This is a genomic window from Nonomuraea sp. NPDC052129 (assembly GCF_040680095.1).
Classification (GTDB): domain Bacteria; phylum Actinomycetota; class Actinomycetes; order Streptosporangiales; family Streptosporangiaceae; genus Nonomuraea.
Genome location: NZ_JBFAVX010000007.1, coordinates 273,596 through 291,346, shown reverse-complemented (window position 1 = coordinate 291,346; position 17,751 = coordinate 273,596). Strand labels below are relative to the sequence as shown.

The following is a 17,751-nucleotide window of genomic DNA, read 5'->3' as shown; positions in this document are numbered from 1 at the left end:
TTGTGGAGGCTTGACACTCAGCCGAGAAAAGATGAAATGGGAGCGCAAGTCGCCCTGCATCCATTCCCTGGGGGTTTGCCCCGGGGCTCCAGAGGAATCTCACATCTATGCTCGCTCTGGCCACACGCTTCCTCAGGGAGCCGGTCAGTCTCAGGCTGGCCGAAGAGTTCCTGACCATACCCGTGGACACCATCGACCGCTGCGTGTCCGACGTCTGCGCCTGCGCGCAGCACCTCGGCATCTCCCCGACGCCCGATGTCATCGAACGCATCGCCCGCGAACATCTACTGGCGATCGTGAACTCCGCACCGCCGCCCCGGACTCCCCGATAACATCGGGGTCACCAGGCCGCGTTCTACGCACCGTTTCGGTCTGGAATGCGAGAGAGTGAGGGCGTGCGCCGACACCGACGAGATCCCCGGGAGAGCACCCCACCAGACGATGTGTTCAAGGAGATGGTGCAGGCGGCTCGCGAGCTTCTGGCCGTGCGCAGCCCTCTTGACGCGGAGCTGATGGTCTCCGACATGATCGGAGCCTGGTGGGGCAGGCGCGTCAGGGGTGGTGATGTCGAACAGGTACTCGGCGAGGGTCTGGTCGACTACGCCGCCAAGGCCGGCACTCCGGCGTCGCTGACGCTGCTCATCTGCCTGGCCTATCTCGGCACGGCCCGCCAGGGCGCCAAGGCGGAGGGCGCGGCGCTGGCGATGATGGAGTCGGGCGTGGCCCGGCCCGGCTGGGCCGACCGGGTCGGTGCGGTCAAGCCGACCGGCTGCTACGTCTCCCGCGACGCCTACGGCGACCAGGACACCGTGATCTGCACGTTCGGCTACCGCTGGAGCGAGGGCCCCCGCGACGAGCAGGCGGGCGGCGAGGCGCCGGTGACCTTCGAGCGCGAGCAGGACCGGCACGCGCTGGTCATGGTCGTCGACCACAACATGTCGGGCATGGCGCGCGACGCCTGGGTCTCCTCCCAGGTCGACACGCTGCTGGACAAGGCACGGGTCGAGGCGGCCGGCAACCCGATGCTGCTGTTCGAGGAGATCGAGCCCCAGCAGGCCAGGGCGCTGCTGGAGTCGGCCATGAAGGCCACCAGGGAGCCGAAGACCCCGCCGCCGGTCAGCGACAGCTACAGCGCCTATCACGCCTTCGCTCGCGCCCGGCTCAAGGCCCTCCCGCCGGGCCGCAAGCGCCCCGCTCCCCTGCACATCGAGGCCCCCTACAGCCGCGAGCGGCGGGCGATGCTGGCCGCGGAGTTCCTCGCCTCCGACGCGGCCGAGCACCTGTCCGACCCGTCGGCGGCCTCGCGGTGCGCCGACCACATCATCGACTACGGCTGTGAGCAGGACTTCAACCGGCCGCTCCGGGTGAGCCCGACCAAGTGCGAGACGTTCCTGCTCGACTGGCTGCCGCGCAAGGTGATGTTAAGCGTGGCCGAGCAGGAGGCCATGCCGCACGTGCTGTCGGCGTGGATCCGTTTCGCCGCCCGCCGCACCGGCCTGCCGGACACGGGGCTCAAGGACACGCTGGACGCCGTGTGGGAGGCGACCGGCAAGTTCCCGGAGGCCTACCGGGATCCGACCTCGTTCGGCCTGGACCGGCCGCTGCTGGAGCGGCTGCTGCCGGACGGCGACCTGTCGGCGCTGGCCAGGCGGGCCTTCGCGTTCCCGTTCCTGCAGGGCGTGCACGGCGGCATCGACCTGGACGCGCTCAACCCGGCCGACGAGGCCGACCGGCGTACCCTCCTGGAGATCGACCACGTCGGCGCCATCGACGAGGAGCACCTGGCCTGGCACGAGGAGATCGCCGCGCGGCTGTGGGACGGGGACCCGCCGCAACTGTGGGAGGCGGCCCAGCGGCTGCTCGACCTCGGCCACGACCGGCACGACGTGCTGCACGTGCTCATCGAGATCGCCGAGCGCATCGGCGGCGACCCGGACGAGCTCGCCTCCGCCCTCGACGACATCGCCGACATTCCCGACGAGATCTAGCGCGCCGTACGCCCGCCTCACCGCGGGCCGGCGTCCGTGACCCCATCGTCGCGCTGAGGTGGCCGTTACCGCCATGATGGGAGCATGGTGATCGACCTCAACGCGGATCTGGGCGAGGGCTTCGGCGTCTGGCGGCTGGGCGACGACCTGGCGCTGCTCGACATCGTCACGAGCGCGAACGTCGCCTGCGGATTCCACGCCGGCGACCCGGTGACGATCAGGCGCACCTGCGCGGCCGCCGTGGACCGGGGCGTGGCGATCGGGGCGCAGGTGTCCTACCGCGACCTGGCCCACTTCGGGCGCAGGGAGATGGACGTCGAGCCGGAGGAGCTCTGCGCCGAGGTGCTCTACCAGCTCGCGGCCGTCGACGGCATCGCGCGGGCCATGGGCGGCCGGGTCTCCTACGTCAAGCCGCACGGCGCGCTCTACAACCGCATCTGCCGCGACGAGGAGCAGGCCGCCGCGGTGATCGAGGCCGTGGCCGACTACGACACCTCCCTGCCGGTGCTCACGCTGCCCGGCTCGGTGGTGCACGGGGCGGCCGCCGCCGAGGGCGTGCCGACGATCACCGAGGCGTTCGCCGACCGTGCCTACACGGCCGCCGGGACGCTGGTCTCGCGGCGCGAGCCCGGAGCGGTGATCCACGATGTCGCCACGGTCTCCGCCCGCGCCGTGCGGATGGCCGTCGAGGGCCGGGTGACCGCCGTGGACGGCAGCCCGGTGTCGGTCTCCGCCAGGTCCATCTGCGTGCACGGCGACACACCCGACGCGGTACGACTGGCGCAGGCCGTACGCGATGGGCTGCTGGAGGCGGGAGTGGTCCTGCAGGCCTTCGCATGATCCGGATGGCCGGCGAGCACGGGCTGCTCGTGGAAACGGGGTCACTGGCCGTGTCACACCGGCTCGACGCCGTGCTGCGTGCCGCGCGGCCCGCAGGGGTGGTGGAGGTCGTGCCGGGGCCCGAGACGGTGCTGGTGGTGGCGCCTGGGGCGGACCAGGGGCGGCTGCGGTCGCGGCTCGACGAACTGCTCGGCGAGATGCTCCAGTCCGGAGAGCCTGGCGAGGTGGTCGAGACCCGGGAACCTGGCGGGGCTCTCAAGCCCCGGGAGCCCGGCGAAGTGCTTGAGTCCCGGGAGCCTGACGGGGCCTTGTTCGGGGCCGGAGGGCAGGAGGTCGTGGTCATTCCCGTTGTCTATGACGGGGAGGATCTCGATTCCGTGGCCGAGCTGGCCGGGATGTCGGTGGACGATGTGATCGCCCGGCACACCGGGCGGGAGCTGGTGGTGGGCTGGCTGGGGTTCGCGCCGGGGTTCGCCTATCTGACCGGGCTGGATCCGGCGCTCCACCTGCCACGGCTGGCGACACCGCGTACGTCGGTGCCCGCCGGTTCGGTGGCGATCGCCGGTCCCTACTCCGCGATCTACCCCACCGCCTCGCCGGGCGGGTGGCGGCTGCTGGGCCGTACGACGACGCGGATCTGGGACGTCGACGCCGAGCCGCCGTCACTGTTCCGGCCCGGAACCCGCGTACGGTTCGAGCCGGCATGATCGAAGTGCTCACGCCGGGCCCGTACGCGACCATCCAGGACCTGGGCCGCCCCGGCTACGCGCACCTGGGCGTGCCCCGCTCCGGCGCGGCCGACGAGGCGAGCCTGCGGCTGGGCAACCGGCTCGTCGGCAACCCCGAGGACGCGGCGGGGATCGAGCTGACGTACGGAGGGGCGCGGCTGGCGTTCCGCTCGGGCGCCTGGGTCGCGGTCACGGGCGCGCCCTGCCCACTGATCGAGCCTTCGCCCACCACAGTGGTGGCCGGGATGAATGTGCCGTTCTGGGTTCCGGCCCGGAGTGAGTTGCGGTTCGGGGCGCCTGTATGGGGGTTGCGGACCTATCTGGCCGTGCGGGGCGGGATCGCCGTCGAGCCGGTGCTCGGCAGTCGTTCCACGGATTCGCTGTCCGGGCTCGGCCCGGCGCCGCTGCGCCAGGGGACCGTGCTCCCGGTGGGCGGCTCCGGGGGCCTGGTGGAGATCTCGGTGGATCTGGCGCCCGCCGGGGAGCCACCGCCCGCCGTACTACGGATCGTGCCGGGGCCGCGCGACGACTGGTTCGCGCCGGACGCGCTCGCCGAGCTCTGCGCCGAGCCGTACGAGGTGAGCCAGGACAGCAACCGCGTGGGGGTACGCCTGCGCGGCCGAGAGCTGTCGCGGGCGCGTGAGGGCGAGTTGCCCAGCGAGGGCATGGTGACGGGGGCGGTGCAGATGCCGCCGAGCGGGCAGCCGATCGTCTTCCTCGCCGACCACCCACCGACCGGCGGCTACCCGGTGATCGGCGTGGTGCGGTCGGCGGACCTGCCGATCGCCGCCCAGCTCCGGCCGGGCGACAGCGTGCGGTTCACAGTTCGACCCGGCCGACAACGCACGTGACACTGGAGCCGCCCACCCAGACCACCGGCTCCTGACCGTCCTCGGGGCTCTGGCCGGTGGTGATGTGGACGCGTCCGGCGCGGCCCAGCATGGTGCCCTGGCCGGCCACGTAGGGGGCCGTGACGCGGCCGGTGCGCAGCAGCCACTGGGCGACCGAGGCGTTCAGACTGCCGGTCACCGGATCCTCGGCCGTACTGCCGTTGACCGGGAAGAACGCCCGCAGCTCGATCGCGAGCGGCGACCCCGGCGGATAGGGGCCCACCACGCCCAAATCGATGTCGATCGGGCCGGGGCGCAGCGCGAGCACATCGTCCGCGCTCCGCAGCAGCACCGCCACCCAGCCGGGCCCGTTGTCGGCCCACTCGGCGTCGACGATCTCGTCGCGGCCGATGCCCAGCATGCCCGCGATGCGCTCGACCAGCGGCTCGTCCACCGGGCCCGACCGCAGCAGCGCGGGCGCGGCGAACGCCAGCCCGCCGTCCGTCCTGCGCAACGTCACCAGCCCGGCGCCGCACTCCTGCACAACCGTCTCCGGCTCCTTCGGTGTGCCTCCGTTCTCCAGCCAGGCGTGACAGGTGCCCAGCGTGGGGTGCCCGGCGAAGGGCAGCTCGCTCGTCGGGGTGAAGATCCGCACCCGGTAGTCGGCGCCGGGAGTGGTGGAGGGCAGGACGAAGGTGGTTTCGGATAGGTTCGTCCAGTGGGCGAACCGCTGCATCTCCTCGGTGCTCAGGCCGTCGCCGTCGAGGACCACCGCGAGCGGGTTTCCCTGGTACGGCGTGGCGGTGAAGACGTCGACTTGGCGGAAGGTGCGCAACATACGTCAAGTATCCACTCAAGACCCAGAACGTCCTGATCACGCCGCCTACCGCCTACCTGGCCCAGGCGGTGCGGCTCAACGGCCAGCGATCCCAGCCCGCACTCACGAACGGCCGGCCATCCCAGCCCACACCCACCAGCGGCCGACGGTCCCGGCCCACACCCGCCAACGGCCGGTGATCCCGGCCCACATCCCGTCATCAGTTCTCGGGCGGGGTGGTGGTGAGGAGGGGGCGGACGCGGGAGAGCGCGTCGTCGAGGAGGCTCTCGGGGACGGGCTCGAACAGGTCGGTCGTGATTCGCCCGTTCTTGGCCTCCCAGACCCCTGCGACCCGTCCCCGGTGCACGATGACCGGCGAGATCCAGCCCGCCTGGCGGCTGACCTTGGGTTTGGCGGCGGCGGGCAGCAGCGGTGTGAGGGTGCGGGGGGCCGCCAGGATGTACTGGTCGAAGCCCGGCAACAGGTGCACTTCCTCGGACGGCTCGGTGGCGGCGAGCTCGTCCAGCTGCTCGGTGAGGGCGAGCAGCGTGTGCCCGTCATCGGTCTCGACCTCGGTCAGCTCCGGAGCCAGATCGCGGAACCAGCCCTTGAGCACCGCCTTCCTGGCCACGCCCCCGAACAACCACGTGTCGAACATCTCCGGAGTCGCCGGCCCATGCGCGCCGAGGAAGGCCCGGGCCAGCCGCACGCCTGCCTCCTCGTACGGCGGCAGTTCCGACGGCCAGCCGGGCAGCCAGCCGCGGGGGGCGGTGAAGGTCACCCTGCCGTCGCGGGGCGGGCCGTAGCAGAGCTCGCCGAGGCGGGCGAGCGGCTTGAGCAGGGCGCCCCAACCGGAGGTGAGCGCCGCACGCAGGTGCTCGTCACCGGTGACCTCGACGACGGCCTCGACCAGCTCCTCCCGAGTCAGCGCGGGGCTTGGCGATGCGTCCGGGGTCAGCGCCGGGTCAGGGGAGGCGTCCGGGGTCAGCGCCGGGTCAGGGGAGGCGTCCCGGGTCAGGGCCGGGGACGCGGCTCGGGATGTTCGCAACGCTTCGGGGACCGCCTCGATGATCGCGGCGATCTCCGCCGCCGTGACGCCATGGCCGCGTTGCCAGGAGCCTTTCTCCCAGGTCCGCAGCGTGGCCAGCACCGCGCAGTAGTCGGCCAGCTCGTCGGCGGGCAGCAGGTGCAGGGTGCCGCGCATGATCCACGTCTTGACCAGCGTGCGCTCCTCCCACAGCGCCCGGCCGATCCCGCCCGGGTCGGGCCGCGCGCTCCGCACCGCCACGGCCAGCTGTGCCGAGGAGGCGACCTGGGTCTGCACGCCGCACAGTCGGCGCGCGATCGCCACCGCGTCGCTCCCGTCGGCAGCGCTCACGAACTGCCTGCGCAGGCGCCAGGCGAGGATCTTCGGCCAGGTCAGCTGGATCGTCACGGCTTCACTTCTACACCGGAGCTACGACAGTTCCCCCCAGCCCCCAGAGAGGCCACGGGTGCGGCGGCAACGGTCCGGGCATAATCTGATTGATGACGGCTCAGACATGACGGCAGTGAAAGCCTGAGCCGCTGGAGCAGTCATGACTGAGGTGGCATCGCACGTCGGCGAGTGTCAGCACGCCTCGGACGGCCAGAACGCATCATGATCCAGGCAGAGCGCGGTCGTACGATCCGGGCCCGTCCTCGCATGGAAGGGTCCAGCTTCGTCGGGCGCAGGCACGAGCTGGCCGCGGCCAGGAGAGGGCTGTCTCAGGCCCGGTTGCTGACCCTGACCGGCACCGGCGGTGTCGGCAAGACCCGGCTCGCGCACCGGGTCGCGGAAACCCTTCAGAGCGCCTACAAGGACGGCGTGGAGGTCGTCGAGCTGGCCACTCTGGAGGCCGGCCACCTGCTGGAGCCGGTCGTCGCCGGGGCGCTGGGACTGCGCGAGGCGGGACCCGACCCCATGACCGCGCTGGTGGACCACCTGTCGGACAAGCGGATGCTGCTGGTCCTGGACAACTGCGAGCACCTGCTCGACGACTGCGCCCGCTTCGTGGCCCGGCTGCTGCGGGGCGCTCCCCGGGTGCGGATCCTGGCGACCAGCAGGCAGACGCTCAGTGTGTACGGCGAGCAGGTGCTGCAGATCTCGTCCCTGTCCGTGCCGGGCTCCAGCCGCCCCCTCAGCCACATCGCCCGGCAGGATTCGGTGCGCCTCTTCGTGGAGCGGGCGGCGAGTGCGGCGCCCGGCTTCTCCCTGGACACGAGCAACGCGGCGACCGTGGCCCGGCTGGCCCGGCGTCTGGAGGGGATCCCGCTGGCGATCGAGCTGGCCGCGGTGCAACTGCGCGCCTTGCCCCTGGAACAGCTGGCGCGCGAGCTGGACGAGCGCTTCGAGGTGCTGGCGACGGGGAGCCCCGCCGCGCTGCCCCGCCATCAGACGCTGCGCGCGACCATGGACTGGAGCTTCCACCTGTGCTCACCGGCGGAGCGGCGGCTGTGGACCCGGCTGTCGATGTTCCCCGGCGGGGTCGACCTGGATGCCGCCGAGGCGGTGTGCTCGGGCGAGGGGATCTCCCCCGCCGAGGTGATCGATCTGGTGGCCGGGCTGGTGGACAAGTCGATCCTGGTCTGCGAGCGGTGGGAGGCCGGGCTCAGGTATCGCATGCTGGAGAGCATCCGCGCGTACGGGTGCGAGCAGTTGTCGCCCGCCGAGAGGCGCGTACTGTGCCGGCGCTACATCGACCACTACCGCGATCTGGTCGACCAGCACCAGATCGACGAGATCGTCCCGGACCAGGCCGAGCGATACCTGCGCCTGCGACAGGAGCTTCCCAACGTGCGCGTCGCACTCGAGCTGTGCCTCAGTGAGCCACGCCTGGCTCACGTGGGACTTGAGACGGCGTCGAAGCTGTGGTGCTTCTGGCTCCTGGCCGGCGCACTCACCGAGGGCCGCTACTGGCTGGAGCGCGCCCTGGAGCTGACGCGTACGCCCGACAGCGCGCGGGCGACGGCGCTCTGGGTGGACAGCATGCTCGCCCTGCGCCAGGGCGACCTGGCGGCGGCGGTGCCGAGACTTCGGGAATGCCACCTCATCGCCCGGCAGCCGGGGAACGAGGATGTCCTGCCGTTCGCCATCCGGACCTCCGGTGTCGCCGCGTTCTCCACGGGTGACACCCAACGTGGCCTCGCGCTCCTGGAGGAGTCGCTCGCCCTCTTCAGGGCCGCCGGAAACGTTCACGGCGTCGTGCTCAACCTGTACTACGCGGCCGCGTACGGCTCGATCGAGAACCCGGAGCGAGCCGTCCGGCTGGGCGAGGAGCTCCTGGCGCTGTGCGAGACCCATCACATGGTGGTGTCCCGCGGGTACGCCCAGCTGGCGCTCGGTATCGCCGTGTGGAACCTGGGTGACTACCCACGAGCCGACGCGCTGGTGAGGGCGGCCGCCGAGTTGACCGAAGAGGTCAACGACCGCTGGTGCCTCGCACAGTGCCTGGAGGTGCTGGCGTGGATCGCCGGTGCGCGTGGGGAGCATGAACGGGCCGCCCGGATGCTGGGGGCGGCGCACTCGCTGTGGCAGGCGGCGGACGCCTCACCCACTCGGCTGTGGTACCACGCGAGATGGCACGAGCGCTGCGCGGAGCAGGCCCGCGAGACGCTGGGGAATCGGGCGTTCGCGGCGAGCTTCCGAGACGGGACGCGACTCGGTGTGGAAGGCGTGCTCACCTGTGATGTGCCGACTTGTGCGGTGAAAGACTGAAACCGTCCGACTTCGCGGCGCAGTCGGCGGAGAGTTCGAACCAGACGGTCTTCCCACTGGGCGTGGATTCACTGCCCCAGCAGCAGGCCAGCAGGTCGATCAGGTCCAGTCCGCGGCCATGCTCGTCGCCGGGCGTGGCCTGGTGGAGACAGAGCGGCGCGGTGCCCGCGTCCTCGACCTCGCCGCGCAGCAGGCCGTCACTGGCGTAGAGGGTGAACCGGTGCGGTCCCGGCGCATGGCGCAACGCGTTGGTGACGAGCTCGCTGACCAGGAGCTCGGCGACCTCGGCCAGCTCATCGAATCCCCATGCGGCGAGACGGGCACGGGTGAGACGTCGCGCCTCGGGCACCGAGGACATGCCCGGGGAAAGCGACCAGGAGGCGACCTCCATACCGGGGAGGTGGCCGGAGCCGGTGACCAACTCCCCGAGGCGCCGGATGCCGGCCTTGAGGCGGTCCCAGACCGGCGTGTGGCTGTCCCAGGGCATGACCCTGTCCCCCGGGTCGTCCTGCCGGAGTGTGCTCTCGGTCATGAGCGCGGATCCGGAGTGCTGGTTCATGCTGCCCGCCCGAGGTGGCAGTAGTGGGCGGGAACGCTACGCCCGTCGGGCAGGATCTCACCGTTGTCCTCGAAGACCACCACGCCGTTGCACAGCAGACCCCACCCCTGCTCGGGATGGAAGGCCACCAGGCGCGCGGCCTCGCGGTCGCCTGCGTATGCGGATGGGCACCGAGGCTGGTGCTGACACATGATCATTCCTTGGTTCGGTCGCCGCTGTCACGACGTTCTTTGCTGACCACACCAGCATGCGCACGCGGACCGTGGAAGTAGGACGGGATAAATGCCCGGATAATTACCCGTTCCTACCTACGTAGGTAAGGAGCACGTAGGTATCGGGCGGCTATCATCGCAGGTCAGGACGCCATCAGCTGAGTGACCGCTCACACCGGGCGCACCGAACTCGCGCGGCCGAGATGAGTTAGCCTGAAATTGTCATGGGGACGATGACACGGCGGCAAGCGGGGAACCTGCCAGCCGAATTGACGAGTTTCGTTGGTCGTCGGCATGAGCTAACCGAGACCAGACGTCTGCTTTCCGCTGGCCGGATGGTGACGTTGACCGGCGTCGGCGGAGTGGGCAAGACGCGGCTGGCGCTGCGGGTCGCCGCGGAGATGTCACGGGCCTTCCCTGACGGGGCGTGGTTCATCGACCTGGCGCCGCTGGTGGCCGAAGAGCTGCTCGCGGAGACCATCGCGGCCACGGTCGGCTGCCGCCAGCCGACCGTGGCCGCGCTGTCCGAGCATCTGCTCAACAAGCGCTTGCTCTTGGTGCTGGACAACTGCGAGCACGTGCTGAACGAATGCGCCATCCTGTCCAGCAAGCTGCTCTCCGCGACGACTGAGCTGCACATTCTCGCGACCAGCCGGCAGTCGCTCCAGGTGCCGAGTGAGCACCTCCTGGAAGTACCGCCGTTGACCATATACGGGACGGGCGATGCGATGGTCGCGACCGCCGACGCGCGCCACGAGGCGGTGAGACTGTTCGAGGACCGTGCGGCGGCCGTCGTGCCGGGTTTCACCGTCGATGCCGCCAACAGCGTGGCGGTGACGCGGCTGTGCCAGCGGCTCGACGGGATTCCGCTGGCCATCGAGCTCGCGGCGGTGCGCATGCGGGCCTTGTCCGTCGACCAGATCCTCGAACGGCTGAACAACCGGTTCCGGTTGCTGGCGACGGAACGCTCGGTCGTGGTGCCCCGCCAGAAGACGCTGCGGGCGCTGGTGGACTGGAGTCATGACCTGTGCTCGCCCGAGGAACGGCTGCTGTGGGAACGCTTGTCGGTGTTCTCCGGCGGCTGCGATCTGGAAGCGGTCGAAGAGGTGTGCTCGGGCGACGGGATCGCCCGGGAGGACATCCCCAGCCTGCTGATAGAGCTGGTCGACAAGTCGATCCTGCTGCGGAAGACACAGGACACCGGCGTACGTTTCGAGATGCTGGAGACGCTGCGCCAGTACGGTTGGGAACGGCTCACCGATTCCCGCCAGGAGACGACGCTTCGGCTGCGCCATCGCGACTGGTGCCGCGAGCTGGCCGCGCGGGCGGAGGCCGAGTGGTTCGGCGAGAGCCAGATGGAATGGCTCGTCCGGATCCGTCAGGAGCAGGCCAACGTACGGGGGGCGCTGGAATTCTGCTTGACCGAGCCGGGTCAGGCCTGGGCCGCCCTCGAGATCGCCGCCGCGATGTGGAGCCACCGGCTTTCGTGGAGCTCCCCCAGCGAAGGACACCACTGGCTGGAGCGGGCGCTGGCCCAGGAGCCCCGCCCCATCGCCGCGCGGGCCAAGGCCCTGTGGGTCGACGCGTGGCTCCTGCTGCTGCAGGGCGACCTCTTGGCCGCACAGCCCCTGTTGCTGGAGTGCCGTGCGCTGGCCGAGCGGCTGGGTGATGAGGCGCAACTCGCCGGCGCGCTCCACATCACCGGTTTCTCCGCGCTGCTGGCCGGAGACTTCGCCCGATCGTTCGCTCTCCTGGAAGAGGCCCTGGTCCGCCGCCGCGCCCTCGGCCACCGGGGTCATTCATGGGTCGCCCTCTTCCAGCTGAGCATGGTCACCGTGGTCATGAACGATCCCCGCTCGACGGCGCTCTGTCAGGAGGCATTGGAGGCATCCCAGAAGGCGCACGCGGACTGGTCCGTGTCCTACGCGTTGTGGATCACGGCCCTGGACCGGTGGCGGCACGATGATCCGGACACCGCCGTCGCCATGATGCGCGACGCTCTGCGGTTCAAGCTGCGGTGCAACGACCATTTCGGCATCGCCGAAGGTCTGGAAGGACTCGCCTGGATCATCGCCGACCAGCATCAGGACGGCCGCGCCGCTCAACTGCTGGGCGCCGCGCACATGGTCTGGCGGTCGATCGGGACCTCGCTCTCCGGACTCGGACATCTGGCGGGTCTCCACGGCCGATGCGAGGCCCGGCTACGACGGAGCCTCAGGAACGAAGCGTTCACCACGGCCTTCACCCGCGGCTCGGAGTTCACGCTCGACCAGGCCGTCGCCTATGCGCTGGAGGAGAAGCCGGCCAGAGGCACCGCGAGCCCCCCGCCCGAATCCGATGTCGCGTCCGTCCTGACCCGCAGAGAGCGGGAGATCGCCGAACTGGTCGCGCAGGGGCTGAGCAACAAGGAGATCGCGGAGGCCCTGGTGATCGCCCAGCGCACCGCCGAAGGCCATGTCGAGAACATCCTGCGCAAGCTGAGTTTCACCTCCAGGTCGCAGGTCGCCAAAGCCTGGAGCTCGCGACAGCAGGCCGGTAGACCGTGACCTTTCTCGCGGGTCCGAAGTCACGGACCGCCTCGGAGCCGCTCATCCGCATCCGTGGAGTGAGCAAGCGATTCGGCGGCACCACCGCGCTGGAAGGGGTGGATCTCGACCTCCACCACGGCGGCATCCTCGCCCTGCTCGGACAGAACGGCGCCGGCAAGTCGACGCTGATCAAGATCCTGGCCGGGATCTATCGCGCCGACGATGGGGAGGTCGAGGTGGCCGGCCATCCGCTGGGCAGCCAGGCCGCCTCTCGCGGCATGTCGTTCGTCCACCAGGACCTCGGCCTCGTCGAATGGATGAGCGTCGCCGAGAACATCGCCCTCGGCACCGGCTATCGTCGGCGCGGCGGTCTCATCTCCTGGCGCGGGGTGCGCGAACGCTGCGTGGCGGCCCTCCGATCCGTCGCGATCCACCTCGACCCCGATGAGCGGATCGCCGATCTCACCCGCGCCGAGCGGTCGCTCGTCGCCATCGCCCGCGCGCTGGCCGCCGAAACCGAGATCATCGTCCTCGACGAGCCGACCGCGAGCCTGCCCGCGCCCGACCGCGCCCGCCTGTTCGACGCTTTGCGCGCGCTACGTGACCGCGGTCATGGGATCGTGTACGTGAGCCACCGGCTCGACGAGGTGCGCGAGATCGCCGACAGGGTCGCGGTCCTGCGCAACGGGCGCCTCGTCAGCCAGGGAGACCTCACCGGCGGCTATCCCACCGCCCTCGTACGTGACATCGTCGGGCGCGAACCGACGACCCACCGGCGCCCGAACCGCGACCTCGGAGAGGTGGTGCTGAGCCTCACCGGCGTACGCACCGAGCAGGCCGGCCCGATCAGCCTCGACCTGCGGGCCGGTGAGGCCATCGGCCTCGTCGGCCTCACCGGTGCCGGGCACGTGGATCTCGGCCGCGCTCTGGCCGGCACGCACCCCATCCTCGCCGGCCACATGCTGCTCGACGGGCGGCCCTATGGTCCACGGTCGGTGTCGGCGGCCGTCGACGCGGGTGTCGGCCTGGTGACGAGCGACCGGCAGGAGGAAGGCGCCGCCCCGGGCCTCAGCGTCCGAGAGAACTTCCTGGCGAACCCCAGGGCACACGGCCGATCACCACTGAGCTGGATCCGGCCCCGCGCGGAGCGCGCCGAGGCGGCGGCGCTCGTCGCGTGCTTCGGCGTCCAACCCGCGGATGCCGAGGCGCCTCTTTCCACCCTGTCAGGCGGAAACCAGCAGAAGGTCATGATCGGCCGCTGGCTCGGCACGAACCGCCACCTCCTGATCCTCGAAGAGCCGACGGCCAGTGTCGATGTCGGCGCCAAACCCGAGATCTACCGGCTCCTCGACGACGCCCTGGCCGGCGGGCTGGCGGCCATCCTCGTCTCCACCGACTTCGAGGAAGTCGTGAACGTGTGTGATCGCGCCCTCATGTTCGTCCGGGGGACGGTGACCACCGAGGTGGCCGGTGCGGCCCTCACGGTCACCGCGCTCACCCACGCCGCATCGGCCGCGCCCGCTGTCACCGGTGCGAATCCCCGATGACCACGAGATCCCCGCGCCGGCGGCGCACCGCCGGCCACTTCATCGGCAGCTATGGACTGCTCGCTCTGACGGTCGTCCTGTTCGTGGTGTTCACGCTCGCCCTGCCGGACACCTTTCCCACGATGGCCAACCTGACGTCGATCCTCTCGACTCATTCGATCACCGCGATCCTGGCGCTGGGCGCGATGATCCCCATCGTCACGGGGAAGTTCGACCTGTCCATCGGCTATGGCGTCGGGCTCGGACACGTCGTGACCTTGCAACTCATCATCGCCGGCGGCTGGCCATGGCCCCTGGCCTGTCTCGGCGTGCTCATCGGCGGCGCGCTCGTCGGCGTGATCAACGGTCTCCTCGTCGAGTTCGCCAAGATCGACTCGTTCATCGCCACCCTGGGCACCGGCAGCGTGCTGTACGCCATCACGGGCTGGACGACCGAGGGCGCCAGGATCGTGCCCGGCCCGCAAGGTCTTCCGCCCGCCTTCACCGGCATATCCGACTCGGAGTTCCTGGGCCTGCCCGCCCCCGCGTTCTACGTGCTCGTCCTCGCCGCGGCGCTCTGGCTCGTGCTCGAACGCCTTCCCGTCGGCCGTTACCTGTACGTCATCGGCTCGAACCCGCGGGCCGCCGACCTGATCGGCATCCCGACCCACCGGTACGTCGTCTACGCCTTCGTGGGCTCCGGGCTGGTCACCGGCTTCGCGGGCGTCCTGCTCGCCGCTCAGCAGCAGATCGGCAATCCGAGCGTCGGGATCGACTATCTGCTGCCGGCGTTCGTCTCGGCCCTGCTCGGCTCCACCGCGATCAGGCCCGGACGGGCCAACGCGCTCGGTACCGTCGTCGCCGTCGCCGTCCTCGCGATCGGCCTTTCGGGTATCGGTCAGCTGGGGGCGGACTTCTGGGTGACGCCGCTGTTCAACGGGGTCACCCTGCTCATTGCGGTCGGGCTCGTCGGCTACGCGGCCCGGCGTCGGCTGCACGCGGGACCGGCCGCGGCACGCCGCACGCCACCGCCCGCGCCTCCATACGAGCCCGCCGCCACACCGCCCCGTGACCCATCGCCACCGCGAACCGTCCCACCTGCGGGGTAAGGATCCGAGCGTGAACCGCTTCTCACGCATCGCGACGGCCCTGGCGGTGGCCTGCGCGCTCGCCGGTGGCTGCTCCCGGGGCTCCACCGGCTCGGCTCCCGGCCCCGCACCGGGCCCGTCGGCGAGCACGTGTCCCGGTGTCCTGGCCGTGGCCGGGCCGGCCGTCGCGCGGGCCGAGGGGATCGTCCCCTGGAACGGTCCCACGAGCGGTCCGCGAGCGGTCCACGGCAAGAACCTCGTGTTCGTCGCGGCGACCATGACCAACCCCGGCGTCGCGGGCACGGCCAACGCGGTGCGGGAGGCCGGGGAGTCCATCGGCTGGAACGTCCGGGTGATCGATGGGCAGGGCACTCCGGCCGGGGTACGGGAGGCCCTCGGCCAGGCCGTCGCCCTGCGCCCGTCGGGGATCGTCATCGGCGGTTTCGACCCGAACTCCGCCGCCGAGCAGGTCGAGCGGGCCAGTGACATGCGCATCCCACTCGTCGGATGGCACGCCGCGAGCCGGCCCGGGCCCGGCGCGAACCCGAGGCTCTTCACCAACATCACCACCCGGGTGGAGGACGTCGCGAGAATCAGCGCGTTCTGGATCATCGCCAGGTCGAAGGGGCACGCGGGAGTCGTCATCTTCACCGACTCGTCGATCCCCTTCGCGGAGAACAAAGCGCAGCTGATCAAGAAAACGCTGCTGAGCTGCTCCGGTGTCACGCTGCTGTCGTACCAGAACATCCCGCTTCCTGACACGGGCAGCCGCACGCCTCAGGTGGTCTCCTCGCTCCTGTCGCGCTTCGGCGATCGATGGACCTACTCGGTCGCCATCAACGACCTCTACTTCGCCGACGCGGCGGCGCCCCTGCGCGCCGAGGGCAAGGCCGGCGATGGGCCCCCGTACGCGATCGGCGCGGGTGACGGCGACCCGTCGGCGTTCCAGCGCGTCCGGGACCGGCAGTTCCAGCAGGCCACCGTTCCCGAGCCGTTGAACGCGCAGGGCAGCCAGATCGTCGACGAGTTCAACCGCGCGTTCGCCGGGCGGCCCCCGAGCGGGTACGTCGCGCCGGTGCATCTGATCACGCAACGCAACGTCGACGACGCCACCTCGTGGGACCCCCCGGGCTATCGCGCCGCCTACGAGCGGATCTGGAAGGGCTGACCGACTCGGGTTCAGGCGAGCGCCGACCTCAGCGGGTGAAGCCGATGTCCTGGTAGCGGAGGTCGTAGAAGCCGCGGGCCCCCACGTTGGCCAGCGTCTCGCTGACCGCCACGTTCTGCGGCCTCTGGTACAACGGCAACACGTTGACCTCCTGCCAGATCAGTTTGTCCGCCGCGTTGGTGTCCGCGTGCGCCTGCTTCAGGTCGAGGCTCTGGCCGGCCTGGTTCATCGCCGCGTCGATCTCGGGCGAGCCCACACGACCGAAGTTGGCGTTCCACGTCTGCCCGTTCGGCGAATTGGCGTAGATCCCGAAACTGCTCGAAACCGGAAAAGGTGTGCCAATGTACGCGAACGGCGTCATATCAAAGTTGCCGGGAATGACGTACTTGGTGAAGAAGTCATCGCTGGGCACGGCCTGGATGGTGAGCTTGACCCCGATCTGCGCGAGCATACTCTGTGCGAGCTCGCCCTCCGACTTGCCGGTCTGCACGCCCGACGGCACCACGAAGCGCAGGTCGAGCGGCTTGCCGTCCTTCTGGCGGACGCCACCGCCGCCCAGCGGCCAGCCCGCCGCGTCGAGCAGGCGTCTGGCCTGGGCCGGGTCGTAGACGCCCAGGGCGCCGGCGTTGTCCTGGTAGCCCTCCTGGGTGTTCATGAAGAAGTGGTTGTTCAGCAGCGCGATCGGCCAGTCGAGGCCCTGCAGGTCTGACTGGGCGATCGCCTGGCGGTTGATGCCGAGCTGGACGGCCTGCCGGACCCGCTGGTCCTTCAGCAGGTCGCTGGAGCCGTTGAAGGTGATGTGGCGGAAGTCGGGGCCCGCCGCCTGGCGTACGGTCGCGCCCGGGGTGGTCTTGGCGCGCGCGTAGTCGGGCGCCGACGGGCCGACGTCGGTGATGTCGAGTTCGCCGTTGCTGAACGCGCCGATCAGGGAGTCCTGCTCGGAGGCGCGGTAGATGATCTGGTCGAGCTTGGCCCGGTCGCCCCACCAGGTGTCGTCGCGGACGAGCGTGATCGTCTTCGCCGTCTGGTCGAAGCCTTTGAACTTGAACGGCCCGGCCGTCACCGGGATCTTGTTCAGCCAGGCGGTGTTGTAGGCCTCGGGGGTGCTGTTGGTGGAGGCCGGCATCAAGGGGCTGAACAGCGACTTCCAGTCGCCGAAGGGCCGGGCGAACGTCACGACGACCGTGTAGTCGTCGCGCCCCCGCCGTACGTCGGAGATGTCCTGGTAACCGGTGGACGAGACGATGTGGAAGGCGGGATTGGTGCCGTTGAGCGCCTTCCACTGGGCCTGGTAGTCGGCCCAGTCGATCGGCTTGCCGTCGGACCACTTGGCCTTGGGGTTGAGCGTGTAGGTGACGACCTGGTGCGGGTCGCGGGAGGTGACCTCGGCGCTGATCAGGTAGTCGGGGTTCGCGGTGATGTCCGCCTTCTCGTCGGACCTGAACGGCGCGGGCAGCAGCGCGTTGCTGACCACCGCGGCCACGGCGAGGTTGCCGTCGACGTGGTTCCTGTTCCACTGGGTGGGGAACTCGTTGATGCCCCAGCGCAGCGTGCCGCCGTCCTTGACCTTGTCACGCGGCTGCGGGTTGATGTCGTACGCCTTGACGTTCCGCTCGTCCCCCCGCGGGCCACCCGCGAGGCCATCGCTGCCGCCAGGGCCCCGGCCGCAACCCGCCAGGCACAACGAGCCGGCCAGGGCGGCCACGATCAGGCGTGATGCTTTCATCGAGC

General features: G+C 70.4%; 15 protein-coding genes. 10 read left to right on the top strand and 5 right to left on the bottom strand.

Annotated features, from left to right (window positions below; translation table 11 throughout):
• The first annotated feature begins 107 nt into the window (after window positions 1–107).
• From AB0L53_RS19360 to AB0L53_RS19340, 5 genes are all read left to right on the top strand, one after another.
• Window positions 108–332, top strand: a complete 225-nt coding sequence (locus AB0L53_RS19360) for a hypothetical protein (protein ID WP_225288959.1) — start codon at window positions 108–110, stop codon at window positions 330–332.
• A 123-nt stretch (window positions 333–455) separates the two neighbouring features.
• Window positions 456–1,988 carry a hypothetical protein gene (locus AB0L53_RS19355; protein ID WP_363995482.1) on the top strand — a complete coding sequence of 511 codons (1,533 nt, stop codon included), beginning with the start codon at window positions 456–458 and terminating at the stop codon, window positions 1,986–1,988.
• Window positions 1,989–2,072: 84 nt separating this feature from the next.
• Window positions 2,073–2,828 carry a 5-oxoprolinase subunit PxpA gene (locus tag AB0L53_RS19350; RefSeq protein WP_363995283.1) on the top strand — a complete coding sequence of 252 codons (756 nt, stop codon included), beginning with the start codon at window positions 2,073–2,075 and terminating at the stop codon, window positions 2,826–2,828.
• Window positions 2,829–2,833: 5 nt separating this feature from the next.
• Window positions 2,834–3,535 carry an allophanate hydrolase subunit 1 gene (locus AB0L53_RS19345; protein ID WP_363995280.1) on the top strand — a complete coding sequence of 234 codons (702 nt, stop codon included), beginning with the start codon at window positions 2,834–2,836 and terminating at the stop codon, window positions 3,533–3,535.
• Complete coding sequence (locus AB0L53_RS19340) at window positions 3,532–4,407, top strand: biotin-dependent carboxyltransferase family protein (protein WP_363995277.1); 876 nt, start codon at window positions 3,532–3,534, stop codon at window positions 4,405–4,407. The genes AB0L53_RS19345 and AB0L53_RS19340 overlap by 4 nt, the downstream gene beginning before the upstream one ends.
• On the opposite strand, the gene AB0L53_RS19335 is transcribed toward AB0L53_RS19340, so the two are convergent.
• Together AB0L53_RS19335 and AB0L53_RS19330 are read right to left on the bottom strand one after the other, a co-directional pair.
• The gene (locus tag AB0L53_RS19335) at window positions 4,376–5,224 is read right to left on the bottom strand and encodes a PhzF family phenazine biosynthesis protein (protein WP_363995274.1); all 849 of its coding nucleotides are present in this window, start codon (window positions 5,222–5,224) and stop codon (window positions 4,376–4,378) included. The two genes, AB0L53_RS19340 and AB0L53_RS19335, sit on opposite strands and share 32 nt — an antisense overlap.
• Before the next feature lie 199 nt (window positions 5,225–5,423).
• The gene (locus AB0L53_RS19330) at window positions 5,424–6,638 is read right to left on the bottom strand and encodes a crosslink repair DNA glycosylase YcaQ family protein (protein ID WP_363995271.1); all 1,215 of its coding nucleotides are present in this window, start codon (window positions 6,636–6,638) and stop codon (window positions 5,424–5,426) included.
• 249 nt (window positions 6,639–6,887) lie between these two features.
• Between AB0L53_RS19330 and AB0L53_RS19325 the strand changes: the two genes are divergently transcribed.
• Window positions 6,888–8,939: an AAA family ATPase gene (locus AB0L53_RS19325; RefSeq protein WP_363995268.1), complete on the top strand. Its 2,052-nt coding sequence runs from the start codon at window positions 6,888–6,890 to the stop codon at window positions 8,937–8,939.
• Here AB0L53_RS19325 and AB0L53_RS19320 read toward each other — a convergent pair.
• On the bottom strand, window positions 8,902–9,498 hold the full coding sequence (locus tag AB0L53_RS19320; RefSeq protein WP_363995265.1) for an ATP-binding protein: 597 nt from the start codon (window positions 9,496–9,498) through the stop codon (window positions 8,902–8,904). The two genes, AB0L53_RS19325 and AB0L53_RS19320, sit on opposite strands and share 38 nt — an antisense overlap.
• A complete protein-coding gene (locus AB0L53_RS19315; RefSeq protein ID WP_363995262.1) occupies window positions 9,495–9,689 on the bottom strand; it encodes a DUF5999 family protein in 195 nt (64 codons plus the stop codon). The genes AB0L53_RS19320 and AB0L53_RS19315 overlap by 4 nt, the downstream gene beginning before the upstream one ends.
• Window positions 9,690–10,045: 356 nt before the next feature.
• Between AB0L53_RS19315 and AB0L53_RS19310 the strand changes: the two genes are divergently transcribed.
• The 4 genes from AB0L53_RS19310 to AB0L53_RS19295 are packed head-to-tail and all read left to right on the top strand — an operon-like array spanning window position 10,046 to window position 16,020.
• Window positions 10,046–12,256 (top strand): LuxR C-terminal-related transcriptional regulator, encoded by a 2,211-nt coding sequence (locus AB0L53_RS19310; protein WP_363995259.1) that lies wholly within the window; start codon window positions 10,046–10,048, stop codon window positions 12,254–12,256.
• A gap of 59 nt (window positions 12,257–12,315) precedes the next feature.
• Window positions 12,316–13,785, top strand: coding sequence for a sugar ABC transporter ATP-binding protein (locus AB0L53_RS19305; protein ID WP_363995256.1), 1,470 nt, complete (start codon window positions 12,316–12,318; stop codon window positions 13,783–13,785).
• Complete coding sequence (locus AB0L53_RS19300; RefSeq protein ID WP_363995253.1) at window positions 13,782–14,873, top strand: ABC transporter permease; 1,092 nt, start codon at window positions 13,782–13,784, stop codon at window positions 14,871–14,873. The genes AB0L53_RS19305 and AB0L53_RS19300 overlap by 4 nt, the downstream gene beginning before the upstream one ends.
• A 10-nt stretch (window positions 14,874–14,883) precedes the next feature.
• Window positions 14,884–16,020, top strand: a complete 1,137-nt coding sequence (locus AB0L53_RS19295; protein WP_363995250.1) for a substrate-binding domain-containing protein — start codon at window positions 14,884–14,886, stop codon at window positions 16,018–16,020.
• Window positions 16,021–16,048: 28 nt separating this feature from the next.
• On the opposite strand, the gene AB0L53_RS19290 is transcribed toward AB0L53_RS19295, so the two are convergent.
• Window positions 16,049–17,746 carry an ABC transporter family substrate-binding protein gene (locus tag AB0L53_RS19290; RefSeq protein WP_363995247.1) on the bottom strand — a complete coding sequence of 566 codons (1,698 nt, stop codon included), beginning with the start codon at window positions 17,744–17,746 and terminating at the stop codon, window positions 16,049–16,051.
• Window positions 17,747–17,751 lie beyond the last annotated feature (5 nt).

Excerpts from the sequence above, each read along its gene's own strand:
- AB0L53_RS19355 (WP_363995482.1), top strand. The coding sequence starts at position 456 with ATGGTGCAGGCGGCTCGCGAGCTTCTGGCCGTGCGCAGCCCTCTTGAC.
- AB0L53_RS19310 (WP_363995259.1), top strand. The coding sequence starts at position 10,046 with ATGGTGACGTTGACCGGCGTCGGCGGAGTGGGCAAGACGCGGCTGGCG.
- AB0L53_RS19360 (WP_225288959.1), top strand. The coding sequence starts at position 108 with ATGCTCGCTCTGGCCACACGCTTCCTCAGGGAGCCGGTCAGTCTCAGG.
- AB0L53_RS19345 (WP_363995280.1), top strand. The coding sequence starts at position 2,834 with ATGGCCGGCGAGCACGGGCTGCTCGTGGAAACGGGGTCACTGGCCGTG.
- AB0L53_RS19335 (WP_363995274.1), bottom strand. The coding sequence starts at position 5,224 with ATGTTGCGCACCTTCCGCCAAGTCGACGTCTTCACCGCCACGCCGTAC.
- AB0L53_RS19350 (WP_363995283.1), top strand. The coding sequence starts at position 2,073 with ATGGTGATCGACCTCAACGCGGATCTGGGCGAGGGCTTCGGCGTCTGG.
- AB0L53_RS19325 (WP_363995268.1), top strand. The coding sequence starts at position 6,888 with ATGGAAGGGTCCAGCTTCGTCGGGCGCAGGCACGAGCTGGCCGCGGCC.
- AB0L53_RS19300 (WP_363995253.1), top strand. The coding sequence starts at position 13,782 with ATGACCACGAGATCCCCGCGCCGGCGGCGCACCGCCGGCCACTTCATC.
- AB0L53_RS19340 (WP_363995277.1), top strand. The coding sequence starts at position 3,532 with ATGATCGAAGTGCTCACGCCGGGCCCGTACGCGACCATCCAGGACCTG.
- AB0L53_RS19320 (WP_363995265.1), bottom strand. The coding sequence starts at position 9,498 with ATGAACCAGCACTCCGGATCCGCGCTCATGACCGAGAGCACACTCCGG.
- AB0L53_RS19315 (WP_363995262.1), bottom strand. The coding sequence starts at position 9,689 with ATGTGTCAGCACCAGCCTCGGTGCCCATCCGCATACGCAGGCGACCGC.
- AB0L53_RS19290 (WP_363995247.1), bottom strand. The coding sequence starts at position 17,746 with ATGAAAGCATCACGCCTGATCGTGGCCGCCCTGGCCGGCTCGTTGTGC.